Origin of the sequence: Shewanella sp. GD04112 (assembly GCF_029835735.1) — a bacterium.
Lineage (GTDB): Bacteria > Pseudomonadota > Gammaproteobacteria > Enterobacterales > Shewanellaceae > Shewanella.
Genome location: NZ_JAOEAL010000001.1, coordinates 3,139,667 through 3,156,217, shown reverse-complemented (window position 1 = coordinate 3,156,217; position 16,551 = coordinate 3,139,667). Strand labels below are relative to the sequence as shown.

The window sequence follows — 16,551 nt, the reverse complement described above, 5'->3', positions numbered from 1 at the left end:
GCTTCCCAATTTGTCCCAACAAAATTCAAGAAAGGGGGAGCGAACTCCCCCTGCTTGGGCAAATTACATTTTCACTTGAGTGTGATCTGCAACTGTTGGGGTATGGCAGTAGAAACAGGTTTCTGACTGTGCCGCTTGGTTGGCTTGAACATAATCACCGTTCACAATCGCACCCATATTTTCTAAGCCGTGGCCAATAGATTCTGGCGCGTGGCATGAAGTACAAGTTGCTGTGATTGGGGTGGTGTATTTACCGGCAGATGTGGCCAGTGCACCCTTCACTTTGAACGCGTCTAAGTTGAAGTCGTTGTGGCACTGAGTACATTCTTTGATAACGCCTTGCTCACCGTGAACTACGTGCAGTTTCATTTCGAAACCACCTTTGTTTGCACCGCTTGCATAGGTACCATCAGGGGTATGACAGGCCACACAGGCATCCACACCGACAATTGGCTTACCGCTTGCGTCTTTGGCATGTGAAACTTGTTCTGTCATCACAAAGCCTGAGTGGTGACCTTTGTGTAGCTCGAAGGTATCACTGTGACAGTTTTGACAAGTGCTGAAGTTCACTGAGTTCACATGGCGCATGCTAGGTGCATTACCTGATTTAGTACCGAAGACTAAGTCGGCTTTCATGCTGGTGGTTGTGCTATCAGCAGTACAAGCCGTCAGCGTGGTGCCAGTGTTACACATTTCCAGACCGATAAAGGTAAAGGCGGTATCAGTATCGCCAGCACCAAATGGCAGTGCAGGGGTGGTGAATACCAGTTTACCGTCAACTAAGGTCACACCATCTTGCAGTGCACCATCTTTAACGAGGTCTTTGGCTATCTTCGCAGCACCGCTACCTGGGCTCTTGTTGTAGCCCATGATTGGGAAGTTAGGACCGACGTTAGTGATCGTTTCTAAACGTTTGATCTTATCTTGTACGCTTGCTGCATCGATGGCATTACCGTCTTTATCTAAGATAGATACGGTTAATACCGCAGTATTGTCTTCTTGACCAGCGAGTGTTGCAGACATACCTAACTGAGCCATGATAGCTTTCTTCTCAGCGGTTTTGCCTGTGTGTAACTCGGCGGTCCAATTGCTGTTGTGACAAGCGATACAGTTAGAGTTATCTAACTGCTGAGAGTGGCCTTTGCCTGCGGCAAAATCAACGGCAGTATGGCAGCTACCACAGGTTGCGGCGGTTGGAATACGTGACCAGTTGCCCCAATCCGGTGCGGCTTCGGTTTCAACGTGACAGCTTTGGCAGCTTTCTAACGAACCTAAGGTGAGGTCTTTATGTTTAGCGTGGACTAACACGTTAAATTCTTTACCTACACCCACTTTGCCTGAAGTGTGGCAAGTCGCGCAGTAGTTCACATCTGAGTAAGCGCCGCCGTGTTTCACATTGGCTAAGTCTTGGTGACAAGCATTACAGCTTTCTGTGGCGACGACTTTGCGGCTGTAACCCGGTGTTGCACCTGTGTCAGCGGTAAAATCAACATAAGCGTTGCTATTAGGGACTTGTGTGCCATCTGGTAATGGCGTGTTGTAAGCGCGGATCAGAACACGTTGCGCTAACTGATCGTTGTAGGTGATCTTAGCGTTGGCGCTGAGGTTCATCTTGAAGGTGTAGCTGTAGTGGCCGTTCTTCATGTCCACGAAGGTACCGGGACAGGTAGATGCCACATCACAGGTCTCATCACCGAAGTATTGCCACTGAGAGGCATTACCGGCACCTGTTGCACCCTGTGGAATCAACTGAGCTGCAGCAAAGCGCATTTTCTGCAGACCAACAACGGGTAAATCGTCTTCGTTAGTGACGGTGAATTCCACACTTGGGACACCGTTAGTCACTACTGATTTGTTGAATGTAAAATTGAGTTTTTGAATGGCTGGAGCTGGCTCGCCACCAGGTTCACCGGGTTTACCATCGTTACCATCACTTCCACCACAGCCAGTTAAGGCCACAGTGACAGCACTTGCTGCGAGCAGCAGTGCGATTTTTGATTTTTGTGCGTTCATCATTTTTTTCCCTGCATAGGTTTGGCATTACTTAAGCGCTTATCTTCTTCGCCCGACAGATTCTTTGTCTGTGCTTTGGTCTCGAAGGCGACTTAAGTGGATGCTGGAAATAGAATTCCCCAAGGAAAGGCTAACCTAACATGCCCCTAAAATCTTCAAGGCCTTTGCTAATGTGTGACTTGGATCTTTCTATTTCTAAAGAGGTAGTTAAACCACAGGGGAAAAACAAATTTAGATCAAAAAAACGACGGATAGTGAGGAGGAAAATAAAAAAAGAGAGAGGGGTTACCTCTCTCTTTTTGTCCAGTCTCTTTAATCGCTAAAGAGGTGGTTTATTTAGTTACCGTGAGCTTTCATTAATTGAGTAGGAGTATGGCAAGTTGCACAGCCTTCAGACGCACGGGTTTGAACATCCGCAGCATCGACTCCATCTAAGATACCGCCGTTAGCTTCAATGTGAGACTTAGCCGCATCAGAGAGATACTTCTGGTGACAGCTTAAACATGCACCCGCATCTGAAGATACCCAAACACCCGCTTTATCATAGGTTGCTGAGTTTGGATAAATCCATGTACGCTTGGGAGCTCGGCCAAGTTCAATGCCTGTGACGACACCGCTTTTTTCGACGTGGCAAGTTGCACAATCGCTCTTAAGAACAGTGCCTGATTGAACGCCAGCATATTTCAGATAGTGACCTTCTGCTTCATGGGCTTTCCAGGCAAAGCTGGTTGCTTGATCGAACTTACCTGAATTTCGAACCGTCTCTTTAAGTGCTTTGTCTGGGGTATGACAAGTCTGGCAGTTCACGCCGTTATCGTAATGCAGAACTTGCTGATTGTGACAGCCTTGACAATTTGAAGTGTCAACAATAGGACGACGGCTAGCTGGAGACGCTGCGCTATCTACACCATTGTCTTTCCAGACAAAGTGGTATGGGGCTTCTTTCACTGGCACTTTACGTACGGTATCGTCTGCACAGTTAGTTAGAACTACCTCGGCAACACCGTAACCACCATTATTGAAACACACTTCTAATGCTGACCAGAGTTCAAAGGTTTTACCGTTAGCGTCCGCTGGCAGGTTGAACTTAGTGCCAGTTAACGTGTAGGTTTTGGTCGCTTCGTTGTAAGTGCCATCGCTCAGTGCGATACGACGGTTGCTGTAAGAGGCATCAGCATAGCTTGGGTAATCTTTATCAGAATCCCATGCCACAACTACGCGTGAGCCTTGGTTTACAAATGTTTTATCGATAGCGTTGCCATCTTTATCAACCACTTGAACATCAAAGGTAATCTTACCTGTGTCATTCACACCCACATTGCTGAACTTGATGCCCATTGCTTGAGTATCAGAATAGGCTTTCAGTACATCACCATGGCGCTTAGCCGCGCTGCCAGTACCGCCGTAAGGCTCGGTGGCATTGTGGCAAGACATACAATTAGTGCTGCTGTGGTGAGAAGATGGTTTTTCGGTATGACAACCAATACAAGCTTGATTGCTTAAATCGGCTTTGAAGAGGTCAGCATTCGCAGGCGCTCCCGCACCTTCAACGTGACATGCTGAACAGTCCGCGGCAGGTTTTAATGGGAAAGTCACTTTACCGTAGTCGTGTAACGAACCACCGTAACCGACAATCTTATAAGGTGCTGGAACTTCTGCGCCTGTCTCATCGAAGGTATGACGCTCACCACCTTTGTGGATAGCGTGGATCATGTAAGTGAATTCAATGCTATTGCCTGATTCTGGGTCGCCAGAAGTTGCAGTGTGGCAAGAGGCACAGTTTTCAAGATCAATACGACGACCACCATGCAGCTCTAAGCTTTCTGGTTGGTGACAGGTGTAACAGGCTTGAATAGAAACCACATTGCGGGTTTGAATGCCTTCAGTTTTGCCTGTAGACGGTTGCCAATCGAAATGGGCGTTGGCCACAACCTGTGGTAAATCCAGCTCCATTGTGGCGCGTTGAGTCGCATCGGCACTGTAAGTGACTGTGAGTGGCTCAGTTACATTGGCAATGTTGGCCTGATAGGTGTAGCTATAGCTACCGTCACCGTGGTCAACTAAGCAAGTGTCGCATTTATTTGCCGCTTCCACGTTGGCTTGGTATTGGGCCGATGGATTTAGGTTATCGACACCTGATGGAACAGTGCCTGGCTCTTTTTTGGCATTGATATAGGCTTGCCATTGATAGCCGCGATCCGCTGGTTTAGCTGGATCGTCCGTTGCTTCAGTCACATGGGTGAGCTGAGCAATACCGAATCGTAAATCGTGATCTTTCGTTAAGCCGAGTACGGCCACACCATTGGCATTTTCCAATGTAAAATCAACGGTGACTTTGCCAGCATCAACAGTGGCATTTGTGAATTTCGCTTTTAACGTTGAGGTTGCGTCGATATTAACACCAACAACGCCTGGTTTACCGTCTTCACCATCTTTACCATCACTGCCACCGCAACCAGTGAGAAGAAGTGAAAGTAAACCGGCACCCAACATCGCTTTTGTTGCGGTATTGAAATTGAACCGTTTCATCATGATATTTCCCTGCAATAGTTTTAATCATCATTAAGCGCTTAGCAAATAAGAATAAATCTCATTAACCGCATTTAATGTGTGGAATTAGATCCCACCTGTAAGGCTAACTAAGTCATTGGTATTTATCAGTCACTTTAAGCGGGTAATGTGATTGAGATCTGACTATTTCTTTAGGGGTAGATGACTGCATAGTATGAGTTCCTTTTATATTTGCAGTAGCAGGCCTTTTCGGCCTGCATCATAGGGTTATTTAATAGGGTGCACTTTTAAAACGTCGGCGACAGCGCCTTGTCCGTGGCAGAAAGCACAGGTTTCTGTGACTGCGGTGGCGTCGGCTTTTGTTCCCGCAAATACCGCGCCTTGCTGCATCATATGGTTGCGGGTGGTATCACTTGAGTGACAGTTACTGCACACCGCAGCTATTGGGCTGGTAAAGGTACCGTTGTTCAGTGCAAGTGGTTGAACTGCCGCGTTTAAGGGGAGGGCAGCCGTTGAAACTCCCGCAGCATCTTTGATATGGCATTGAGCACAATTACCGATTTTGCCTGGGTAGTTGAGGTCTTCAAAACCTGCAAATTGGCTGGTATGGATCCCATGAATTAACTGCTTAAAGTCAAAGGAGGTAATGGAGGGATTTGCCGCTGTCGCATCGGCCTGCATATTCGGGTTGTGGCATAGCTGGCATTGGCCCGCTAAATCGTTGCGTGCCCCATGAATATTCAGTTGTTGATCGCCGTGGCAGCTAGCACAGTTGGCATTGCTAATGACCTCGCGTCTGCCGGTGGCACTTAAGGCTGACATGTCAAAGTAACTATGGCTTGCCTTGATAACCAGAACTTCGGCAAGTTCAGTGCTGCAATCCACTAATACTTTATCTTTGGCGCAAACTCGACCTTGAATCGCTAAGCCGCCGTGGTCCGATTCAGTTCCTGCCGGAATCGTGAGACCCGAAATGGTATAAGTGTAAGTGCCGTTGCTGCCAGAGACTGGTGTGGACTCGGGTAGACGAATTGAACGCGCGGAGCGAGTACTGTAATCGAAACTGGTTCCCCAGTTAGCATAGACCCTTAGGTCGCTGATAAATTTGAGCTTATCTGCGCTATCACTGTATACAGTACCAGTGGATGGATTGCTCAGCGTCACGGCAACTGTCACTGTGCCATTGGCATCCATGCTTGCGCTACTGATGCTCGGACTAAACTGGGCTAACGCGGCTGTTTGATCTTTATTACCGTGTACGCTGGCGGTCCAATCGGCATTATGGCAGGCAACACAATTGCTGTTATCTGCTTGTGCAGGATGACCTTGGCCCGCAGGGAAGTTAATTTGGGTATGGCAGGCACCACAGGCTTCCATGGTGGGGACTCTATGCCAGTTTTGAGCTTCGGCTAAATCAGGATTATCAACGTGGCAAGTCTGGCAATTACTGATGGATTGAGGGAAACCCGCTAAGTGTTTGCTGTGGATCATTTGCGGGAAAATATCTGCAGGATCACTGACTTTTTTACTGTTATGACAAGTTACGCAAGTTTCAACTTGGTTGTAACGTCCACCATGGAAAGCCAAATTACTGTGACAGCTATTACAGGTTTCAATAGTGATTAAGTTACGAGTGTAAGCGAGGGTATTGCCCGAGGTTTGCCAATCGTAGTGTTGATTGGTAATGGGGAGCGCGGTGCCATCGGCTAATGCATCTCCGCCGAGTTTAATGACGATTCGTTGGGTTGCATCGTTAAGGAAGCTCACACCATTCATGCCGTTAAATGTGGCACTAAAACGATAGCTGTAATGGCCGTTTTTATGGTCGACAAACGTGCCAGGGCAAGAAGCTGCGCACGTTTCAGAGGTAAAATGTTGCCACTCACTGCTATTACCCGCACCTGTCGCGCCCTGAGGCAGTAATTGCGCCGCAATGAAGGTTGCCGAGGGAATACCGACTACGGCTTCATCGTCTTGGTTGCTCACCTGATAATCGACTTGAGCGATGCCGTCGGTCACGGCGACTTTATCGACCATGATGTTTAGGCTAGTGATCGTCATCGCGGGTGGTTTACCTGGCTCACCGGGTGAGCCATCGTTACCGTCACTGCCACCACAGGCGGTAAGTAGGGTGGTTAAGGCCAGCAACAGACTGAATTGTGTGCTAAATCTTGCAAACTTGTTCATATTTCTATCCTTGGAATACGCTGTCAGTGCCTAAGTTACATTTGGTAGCTTAAGGTCAAACCTAAGTAATGAGCATTGTAGTCGTGGCTGATATCGCCAAAACTGAGCACATTGGGGACTGTGTCCCAAGTGGTGTTTTGGTTTTGCCAGTTTGCATCTTGATATTTCTCGAACAACCAATCGAAGCGTAGCGACATACTGTCGGCCAGCTTATATTTGGCGTAGGCGTTAATATTGTGCTTGCGACTGTAATAGTCGCCGTAGGGACTGTTGATACCGTAGGTGACTTCGGTGTCGCTTTGTCCATCGGAGTAGCTGTAATCCAAGCCAAGATCTAAACGATTATCCAACAGGTTTTGATAGGCGATACCCGCGCCAATCAGGGTTGATTTCTCTTCAGAGGTGCTGTACCAATCTGGGGTTGAGAAACGATTGCTTCCGGCCTGATCGGAATCGCGCCAGTCTTGGTTGAGATAGGCGTTAACACTTAAATTATCGCTAATCAAATATTGTGTGGATACGTCATAGCCAAGATAAGAGACTTGGGTGAGCCCGACCAAGGTGTGGTCATAGTCATCGTCGATGCTGTGTAAACTCGCGCCTACAGATAAGCCGATATCACTTTGATAATCTGTGTGTAGGGTGATTTTTTGACGTTTCCTGTCCGCGAGGTAGGATTTACGTAGCCAAGGGTTGCTTGGACTTTGGGTGCTGGTCACTGGATTGTATTCACTGCCATTGCGGTCTAATGCTTCTCCTTTTAACCAAGCTGACCAAGCGGGCGAATAACGGTAGCTGAGTTTGGCAAACAGCCCCGATTCGTCAACGGATTGCCTGTCTAGTTCAGAATAGATGACTTCATCACGACTATATCCCGCCTCAGCATAGGCAGACGGGGTTAAGCGGTATTTTCCTTTAAGGTCGAATTGTTTGCTGCGTTTATCGTAGAGGCGATTTTGTTCTGTGCCTTGATGAAAGCTGTCGGTCACAACCTGCGGGAAATCCAGTTGAGCCGTTTTGTTTTCCCTGTCTTGATAGTTATAACTTGCTTGAACACTCAAATCCTGTGTGATGCGTCCTGAATACTTAAGCACCATATCTAGGATGTCCACTTGGGCATCCAGATTATCAGTTGGCAGTACAGGGGAGGGGCCATTAATGGTCGCGGGAAGAAAAGCCTCATCCTGCGACATTTTGCTGATACCCGCGTGCATAAGGATGTTATGGCCATTTTGGCCACCACTGGCCTCGGCTGCGATCCGATAGGCCTTGTTATCTGGGTCGACGGCATTTTGCCCAAAGTAGGCCGCACCAAATGTGGGTGTATAGGCCGATTGCCATAGCAGTCCCTGATGATCATTCTTGTATTGGCTTATCTGGCTGTTTATGCCCGCTTGCCAGCCTGCGCCGCCAAAATAGACTCTGGCATCGATTTCATCTGTGCTGTCATCGATTGGCTGCGCCAACATCACACTGTTAGTGAGAATATTTGCGCTGGTTTTTTTCGCGCCGCTACGGTTTTCATGTTGGTAGTTTACCGAGGCTTTGTAGCGGCTGCTCGATGAAATATGGCCAGCATAGTAACCGCCGAGGTTGAATCTATCCCGCGTAATGCTTAAGTCCTGCTCGATTAAACTCGATTGCAGTAGCGGCATGGATTGGGTTGTTGCTCCCTCTACCCAATTATCAGGCAAGAGCATCTTATCGTTATCGGTGAGATAAGGGCTCTTTAGCTGATTATATTGGTAATTGGCGAGACCTTTATAACCCAATTGGATTTGATAGTGCCCGGGTTGGCCTGTGGTGAGCTTGGCTGAACCTGTGTCAAATCCCAATTTATCGGCCTCTAGCCGAGTTTGGTAACCACTCTCTGCCTGATATTGCATATCGGCGCCCACGGCACCGACCATGCCATCTTTATCCGTGCCAGTGCGATTACCAAAACGGCTGTCTTCACCGTCATTGTAGGCGAGGGTGGCGCTGACGTTACCTTGGCGCCCTGTTTTGGGCTGGCATTGCTTGCAGCTCCATGCCTCACTTTTTACGCCACTGCGATTTGCTTTTTGGATTTCATATCCCTCAGCATGGGCTGTGTTGAGTACGCCACTAATCGCCCAAGCCAGTAATGTGAGTGAGAAACAAGCTTTAGGAGTCGATATGTTCATTATTTGCATGATCATTCCCTTGTTATCTCTGGAGCAACTTGCCGGATGGATGGTTTGAACCATGCACTTGTCCATGGCAATTCATACAGGAATTACCCGAGGTGAAGGCATTGGTTTGATTACCAAAGTAAGCATTACTGCTGTGGCCATCGGAGGCGTGGCACTGTTGGCATAACTGTGGCGGTTTGCTGATAAGCATGGATTCGTTGACGCTGCCGTGGGGGTTATGACAGTTCGCGCAATTATCGGTGACTGGCGCATGTTCCCACAATTTAGGACCGCGTTTTTCGGCGTGGCAGCTGTAACAGTTTTCGTTGACGCTCATTTGCTTCAGACTGGCATCATTTAAACTGCCATGGGGATTGTGGCAATCGCTACAGACCATTTGTTGCCATTGCAATGGATGGGATGAGCGTTTGTGCATATCCGCTTTTTGCTGGGTATGGCATTGGGTACAAATCGCCACTTCGTTGGCTTTGTCGCTGATAGGGTCTTTTGCTACGTGTACTTGGTGGCAGCTACTGCAGGGAATATCAGCATTGTCATGGTGATTGCCTTTCCACGCGATGCGTTGATCATCGTTATGGCAACTCATGCAGACACTGTTTTGTTTTTGCGCGGGAACGGGGGAATTCTGGCCGAAGGTGATCATCGGCTCTTTGCCCCCCTTGTTATGATTACCGAGCGGGCCGTGGCAAGCCTCACACTGTAAGTCGGCCATAGGGGAATCTTTGACATTAGGATTACCATGTACACCATCAAAAATGGCCATCACAGTGGCACTTTTCTTATGGCACATCAGGCAAGTGTCAGCCCCTTTGGCCGAGTACTTACCTTCGGCAAATTTTTTGTCCAAAGTCGCGACGACCTCCTCGGGCGGCTTGTCATCCCAAGGTGTCGCTAACGTTGAAAGGCTGAGTATCGATAACATCACAACAAGCATAACCTGAGTTATGCTTTTGAACTTAAACCCAATATCCATGTTCATCTATTCCCGAGTGCGTTTTATTTGTTATTTTTCAAGCTTTCGACATCACTAATTTAGCTGATTAATACTAGAACAAATTTGCGACAATCGCGTAACATTTTTGTGGTCATTGACAGTAAAGAAGGATGATTTTGTTAGTGATAAATAACAAAGTGTGATCTTGTTCTCACTTTGGTTTGTGAGGCACTCGTTTACAGCTCATTGACTTTTACTCTAACTTGCGAAGAGTGATGTGCCTTTATGGGGATTTTTATTTTTGGTCAGGCGTTTATTCATTGAGATTTTTGTCACATAATACTCAACACAATTGAAAACTATTATCGTTACCAGTCATAAAGCTTGATCTAGGTAAAGTTATTAGAGCCATCGCTCAGTTACAATGGGCGCAGTTTTTCAAGCTGAAGCTGTTACAAGGTGAAATAGGTAATGAAGTTAAGCGAACTCAGTCCCGGTGACCGTGGCATTATTTCTGAAATCGGGCGTTTAGATCTGCCGCAGACAGTGAAGCGTAAATTATTATCCATGGGCATCACCCCAAATACACGATTTTCGTTGATCCGCAGAGCGCCTATGGGCTCTGGTTTAGAGTTGGATATTCGTGGCAGTAAGCTTTGTATGCGCAGAGACCTGGCAGACATCATAGAGGTGGAAAAGGCGAATGACTAAGCAGTTTCATTGCGTCACTGTTGGTAACCCAAACGCGGGAAAATCAACACTCTTTAACGCGCTAACCGGCGCGAATCAGCAAGTGGGCAACTGGTCCGGTGTGACCGTTGAGAAAAAAACCGGTCATTTTACCCTTAATGGTGCCGACGTTTACTTAACCGACTTACCCGGTATTTACGATTTACTCCCCGCGGGTAATAGTTGTGATTGTTCCCTCGATGAGCAGATTGCTCAGCAATACCTCGCCGAACAACGTGTCGATGGCATTATCAACTTAGTTGATGCGACCAATATCGAGCGCCACCTTTATTTGACGGCACAACTACGTGAGCTGTCGATCCCTATGGTGGTGGTATTGAATAAAATCGATGCGGCTATTAAGCGTGGGATCCGTGTCGATTTAAAGAAAATGAGCCAAGAGTTAGGTTGCCCTGTTATTGGGGTGTGCTCTCGCGATCCTGCCGATGTGGCTAAAGTGCAAGCGCAGGTTTTGGATTTACTCCAAGGCCGCGTATCCGAAGCGCCTCTGCTACTCGATTACGACGAGCAAATTGAAGCGGGCGTGCAACTCCTTTGCAGTAAAGACCCCAACTTAAGCCGTGGCCGCGCTTTAGCGATGCTGGGTAACGGTTCTGGTTGTGGCAGCTGCAAAAATGCCGAGCTACAGGATGAAGTCAGCACTTGCACCGAGCAAATTGCGCAGCAAGGGCATGACATCGAAGTGATGGTCGCTACGACGCGTTTTAACTTTGTTGAACGTGTGTTCCAAGGTTCCGTTAAGACCGATGGTTTCCTCACGCTGAGCGATAAACTCGATAAATTAGTATTGCATCCCGTGCTTGGCATTCCGGTGTTCTTATTTGTCATGTATCTGATGTTTATGTTCAGCATTAACATCGGTAGTGCGTTTATCGATTTCTTCGATGTGTTTGTCGGGGCATTACTGGTCGATCATTTTGGTGCATTCCTTGGCAATATGGGCGCGCCAGCATGGTTGGTGACGATTCTCGCGGGTGGTGTCGGTCAAGGTATTCAAACCGTTTCTACTTTTATTCCGGTTATCGCAGCGCTATTTCTCGGTTTATCTATCCTTGAAAGCTCAGGCTATATGGCCCGTGCGGCCTTCGTGGTGGATGGCTTAATGCGCCGTATTGGTCTACCGGGTAAAGCGTTCGTGCCTATGATTGTTGGCTTTGGTTGTTCGGTGCCAGCGATTATGGCGACACGTACCTTAGGTAGTGAGCGTGAGCGTATCGTGACAGGTATGATGGCGCCCTTTATGTCCTGTGGTGCACGTTTACCTGTGTATGCGTTATTTGCGGCGGCGTTCTTCCCTGACTCTGGTCAAAACTTGGTGTTTTTACTGTATGTGATTGGGATTTTTGCGGCGATTGGTACAGGATTATTATTGCGTAGCACCTTATTACCTGGCACAAGCAGTGCGGTGGTGATGGAGCTGCCAAGTTATGAAATGCCAAAATTGAAGGCTGTGATGGTCCGTACTGGTAAGCGAACTAAGAGCTTTATCTTAGGAGCGGGTAAAACCATCGTGCTTGTGGTAACCCTGCTTAACTTTATCAATGCGATTGGGGTCGACGGTACATTTGGCCATGAAGATAGCCAAGCGTCACTCTTAAGTGTGGCGAGTCAAAAGGTGACACCTATCTTTGCACCTATGGGGATTGAGCAAGATAACTGGCCTGCGACTGTGGGTATTATCACGGGTATTTTCGCTAAAGAAGCGGTAGTGGGTACACTGAATAGCTTGTATGCCAATGTTGCCCATGAAGATGCAGAATTAACGCCATTAGCGGATAGTTTCAGCGAAGCGCTGGCGACGATTCCAGCTAACCTGTTTGGCTTGGATTTAGAAGACCCGCTTAAGTTATCAGTGGGTGATATTTCTAATACTAACGTGGCAGCAGAGTCGCAAGGTGTGGAAACCTCTACCTTTAGCGCCTTACAGTCAGGCTTTACCACTAAAGTGGCCGCATTCTCTTACTTGCTGTTTATCTTACTCTATACTCCCTGTGTCGCCGCGATGGGCGCCTTAGTGAATGAGTTTGGTACTCGCTGGGCAACCTTTGCTGCCACTTGGACATTCTCACTGGCCTACGGCAGTGCAACCATTGCTTACCAAGCGGCAACCTTTGGTGCACATCCACTGCAATCGAGTTTGTGGATTGGTTTCTTCCTCGGAGCGCTCGTGGTGTTCTACCTGTGGCTCAAACGTAAGGGCCGCAGAACCCAACAGATCATTCCTGGCGTTAGGATCATTACCGAGTAACCGCTGAGTAATAAATGTCAGCTTATTAATGACAAAGATAAAAGCAGCTTTCATGGCTGCTTTTATTGTTTTACTATCCATGCCATAAACCATAGTTTTTTATACTGGGCATTGTAACTGGCCGAGATCTGTAGGATCATGCGGGTTTTGTTAAAATTGCCATTGTTCGCAAAGAGGAATTCCATGAGTCATGTGGACACTGAAGTACGTCCGAGTAACTTTATCCGTAATATCATTGATGAGGATCTGAAAAGCGGTAAGCACACCAGTGTGCAGACGCGTTTTCCTCCCGAGCCAAATGGTTATTTGCATATAGGTCATGCTAAGTCTATCTGTTTGAACTTCGGCATCGCGCGCGATTACCAAGGCCTTTGTAATTTACGTTTTGATGATACAAATCCTGAAAAAGAAGACATCGATTATGTGAATTCTATTCAGGCGGATGTGCGTTGGTTGGGATTCCAGTGGGATGGTGAAGTTCGTTATTCCTCTAACTATTTCGACCAATTACACCAATATGCCGTTGAGTTGATCAACAAAGGCTTGGCCTATGTGTGTTTCCTCAATGCCGATGAAACCCGTGAATACCGTGGCACCTTAAAAGAGCCGGGTAAAAACAGCCCGTACCGTGACACTTCCGTTGAAGAAAACCTGCAATTATTCGAAAAAATGCGTAAGGGTGAATTCAAAGAAGGTGAGTGTGCACTGCGTGCTAAAATCGACATGGCATCACCTTTTATGTGTATGCGCGATCCGGTTATTTACCGTATTCGTTTCGCTCACCATCATCAAACGGGTGACAAGTGGTGCATTTACCCAATGTACGACTTCACTCACTGTATTTCGGATGCGCTGGAGCACATTACTCACTCGTTATGTACGCTTGAGTTCCAAGACAACCGTCGTCTTTACGATTGGGTTCTCGACAATTTAGATGATTTCCAAGCGCCGAACCGTACTCGTCAGTACGAGTTTTCTCGCTTAAATCTTGAATATACGCTGATGTCTAAGCGTAAATTAAATGACTTAGTGACACGTAAGTTAGTTTCTGGATGGGATGACCCACGTATGCCAACGATTGCTGGCCTGCGTCGTCGTGGTTATACCCCAGCAACTATCCGCGAGTTTTGCCAACGTATTGGTATCACTAAGCAAGAAAATATGATTGAAGCCGCGATGCTCGATGCCTGCATCCGTGAAGAACTCAACGAACATGCGCCACGTGCGATGGCCGTACTGCGCCCATTAAAAGTCGTGATTGAGAACTACCCAGAAGGTCAAATCGAGACGATTCAAGCGGCTTCTCACCCAAGCGATGAAAGCATGGGCACACGTGAACTTGCCTTTGGCCGTGAACTGTATATCGATGTGGCGGACTTCAGAGAAGAAGCCAATAAGCAATACAAGCGTCTGGTGATGGGTAAAGAAGTGCGTCTGCGTAACGCGTATGTGATTAAGGCTGAGCGTTGTGACAAAGACAGCGACGGCAATATCACCACGGTTTACTGTAGCTACGATGCAGATACCTTGGGTAAAAACCCCGCCGATGGTCGCAAGGTGAAAGGCGTAATCCATTGGGTGGAAGCGACTACGGCTAAACCTGCTGAATTCCGTTTATATCAACGTTTGTTCACTGATCCAAATCCAGCTGCAGCAGAGACAGTGGATGAAGTGCTTAATCCTAACTCACTTGAAGTGGTTAATGGTTTAGTTGAAGCCAGTCTTGTGAATGCGCCAGCGGAAAAAGCATATCAGTTTGAGCGTGAAGGTTATTTCTGTGCTGACAATAAAGACTCATCAGCCGAACATTTAGTCTTTAACCTAACGGTTGCACTGCGTGACTCGTTTGAATAGCAGGTCGCTAGCCGCGATAATCTCTGTCGCGACTAACAGTCAACTGCAGTAAAGCATAAAAAGGCCCTTAGTGTTTTCAAGCTAAGGGCCTTTTCTGTTTTACAACTTTTCGTTTTCAACACGTCAATTTGCCACTATCAATTTGTCACTATCTGTATTTCAAGTCGTTTGCGCCTGAGTGCGGATTAATACCTTATTGGTACATTGGACCAAAGCCAATGCTCCAGAGAATAACGCTGGTGGCCATTAAACCGACCAAGAGTACTAAACCGGCAGTGACCATAGAGCTGGCGTAAATAAAGCCTTTCTCTTCAGGGATATTCATAATAATGGGCACGCCTGCGTATAGCAGATAAACCGAGTAGGCCAATCCTACCAACCCAACAATCATAATAAACCAGAGCACAGGGTAGAGCGCCGCCAGACCAACCATAAACAGAGGCGTTGCGGTGTAGGACGCGAGTTCTAACGCTTGGGTGAAAGTAGGCTGGGCATCGAAGGTTTTTGCCATCCAGTAGGCTAAATAGGCGAGGGCGAACACACCTGCAATCAGACCGAAGTACATGCCGACGGACATAAACATGGCGCTTTGTGGTGTAAGATAAATTGGATCACCCGAACCCGGATTCCAACCAATATATGCGGTGGCGATAAAGCTACAGACAGCCGGAATGAGTGCGATGAGAATAACGTGACTTAAACTACTTTTGAGTGCCTCGTGATTCTTCTCAATCGCGTGCCACTCTTGTTTGGGATGAGTGTATAACCCCATTAAGTGATTCAGTATCATTATAATTATCCTTGTTTAGCATTGATGATGGCTCGCCAAACGTCAGACGAGCTGACAACAGCTCTACAATCAGGGTTAAACGCTCTCCTATCCCTTAACGCCCGACTGCGTACACTCCGAATTGAGACGCGGTGTGATCAGGATCTCAGTTCTTAAGGTGTAGATTATTTATTGAACAAAAAGTTCATCTCGTCAAGTTTACTGCGGTGTAAAGCTATAGCTTGTCGATAATTACGCGTAAAATATGGCGATATTTTTTTAATGATTTTGAGTGATCCCATGCAGCAATTATTGGCACCTGTTCATGCGTTTCTTCGTTGTGAGACGCCGCAAACTTGGATTGATATGGCAAGAGCCTCTGCCTCTTTAGATGAACTCTTAATCGACCATTGTAATTGTGAGCTAAAAGCGGCGCAGACTGCGATGTTCTTATTGAGGCGATACGCATTAGATAAAGACAGCGGGCAATCGCTATTGGCGTGGGCAAAACCCTATGAGGAATTTGTTTATCACAAGGATCGCGATATCGAGCAGTTTTTGGCTCGCGACGTTAAAAAGAACGAGCTGGTTGCCAATCTACAGCCGAATCAGCATTTTGCCTTTGCTCAGGATCTTATTCCGCCACTCATTCGTTTGATAAAAGAAGAATTCCATCATTTTGAGCAAGTGCTGGAGTTGATGCACGCACGGCACATTCCGTATCGCAATATTCGTGCCGGGCGTTACGCAAAGGGCATGATGAGCCACGTGACCACCCATGAGAAGGATATTCTGCGGGATAAGTTGATTGTGGGTGCGTACATTGAGGCGCGCTCCTGTGAACGCTTTGCTAAATTAGCGCCTTACTTGGATGCGGAGTTAAGTAAGTTTTATGTGTCCTTACTGCGCTCTGAGGCGCGTCATTTTGAGGATTATCTTAAGCTGGCGCAGCTCGTTTCAACGGAAGATATTACTGAGCGGGTGGCTTATTTGGGCGAGAGGGAAGCTGAATTAATTATCGCGCCCGATGACGAGTTTCATTTCCACAGTGGTCAACCCTTAGTTGCCTAGTGGCAATAACCCTCAGTTGCCTAGTGGCAATACAAGTAGC

At 47.3% G+C, this 16,551-nt stretch carries 10 protein-coding genes; 4 read left to right on the top strand and 6 right to left on the bottom strand.

The annotated features are described in order from the left end of the window. Nucleotides 1-63: 63 nt before the first annotated feature. The 5 genes from N7386_RS14040 to N7386_RS14020 form a co-directional block, all read right to left on the bottom strand. Nucleotides 64-2,016, bottom strand: coding sequence for an OmcA/MtrC family decaheme c-type cytochrome (locus tag N7386_RS14040; RefSeq protein WP_086902550.1), 1,953 nt, complete (start codon nt 2,014-2,016; stop codon nt 64-66). Nucleotides 2,017-2,349: 333 nt separating this feature from the next. Then, nucleotides 2,350-4,545, bottom strand: a complete 2,196-nt coding sequence (locus N7386_RS14035; RefSeq protein ID WP_086902552.1) for an OmcA/MtrC family decaheme c-type cytochrome — start codon at nt 4,543-4,545, stop codon at nt 2,350-2,352. A 246-nt stretch (nt 4,546-4,791) separates the two neighbouring features. After that, nucleotides 4,792-6,711, bottom strand: a complete 1,920-nt coding sequence (locus N7386_RS14030) for an OmcA/MtrC family decaheme c-type cytochrome (RefSeq protein WP_279769136.1) — start codon at nt 6,709-6,711, stop codon at nt 4,792-4,794. 35 nt (nt 6,712-6,746) lie between these two features. Next, nucleotides 6,747-8,885, bottom strand: a complete 2,139-nt coding sequence (locus N7386_RS14025; protein WP_086902554.1) for an MtrB/PioB family decaheme-associated outer membrane protein — start codon at nt 8,883-8,885, stop codon at nt 6,747-6,749. Nucleotides 8,886-8,898: 13 nt separating this feature from the next. After that, nucleotides 8,899-9,864, bottom strand: a complete 966-nt coding sequence (locus tag N7386_RS14020) for a DmsE family decaheme c-type cytochrome (protein ID WP_086902555.1) — start codon at nt 9,862-9,864, stop codon at nt 8,899-8,901. 426 nt (nt 9,865-10,290) lie between these two features. On the opposite strand from N7386_RS14020, the gene N7386_RS14015 reads away from it, so the two are divergent. The 3 genes from N7386_RS14015 (at nt 10,291) to glnS (ending at nt 14,671) form a co-directional block, all read left to right on the top strand. Beyond that, entirely contained in the window at nt 10,291-10,530 is a 240-nt protein-coding gene (locus N7386_RS14015) for a FeoA family protein (protein ID WP_011623257.1), read from the top strand. Beyond that, nucleotides 10,523-12,817, top strand: a complete 2,295-nt coding sequence (gene feoB, locus N7386_RS14010; protein ID WP_086902556.1) for a Fe(2+) transporter permease subunit FeoB — start codon at nt 10,523-10,525, stop codon at nt 12,815-12,817. The genes N7386_RS14015 and feoB overlap by 8 nt, the downstream gene beginning before the upstream one ends. Nucleotides 12,818-13,000: 183 nt before the next feature. Continuing rightward, a complete protein-coding gene (gene glnS, locus N7386_RS14005; protein WP_086902557.1) occupies nt 13,001-14,671 on the top strand; it encodes a glutamine--tRNA ligase in 1,671 nt (556 codons plus the stop codon). Nucleotides 14,672-14,864: 193 nt separating this feature from the next. Here the strand turns inward: glnS and N7386_RS14000 are convergent, their stop codons facing one another. Next, nucleotides 14,865-15,461 carry a Yip1 family protein gene (locus N7386_RS14000; RefSeq protein ID WP_011626606.1) on the bottom strand — a complete coding sequence of 199 codons (597 nt, stop codon included), beginning with the start codon at nt 15,459-15,461 and terminating at the stop codon, nt 14,865-14,867. A 279-nt stretch (nt 15,462-15,740) separates the two neighbouring features. Between N7386_RS14000 and N7386_RS13995 the strand changes: the two genes are divergently transcribed. Beyond that, nucleotides 15,741-16,511, top strand: coding sequence for a tRNA isopentenyl-2-thiomethyl-A-37 hydroxylase MiaE (locus N7386_RS13995; protein WP_086902628.1), 771 nt, complete (start codon nt 15,741-15,743; stop codon nt 16,509-16,511). Nucleotides 16,512-16,551 lie beyond the last annotated feature (40 nt).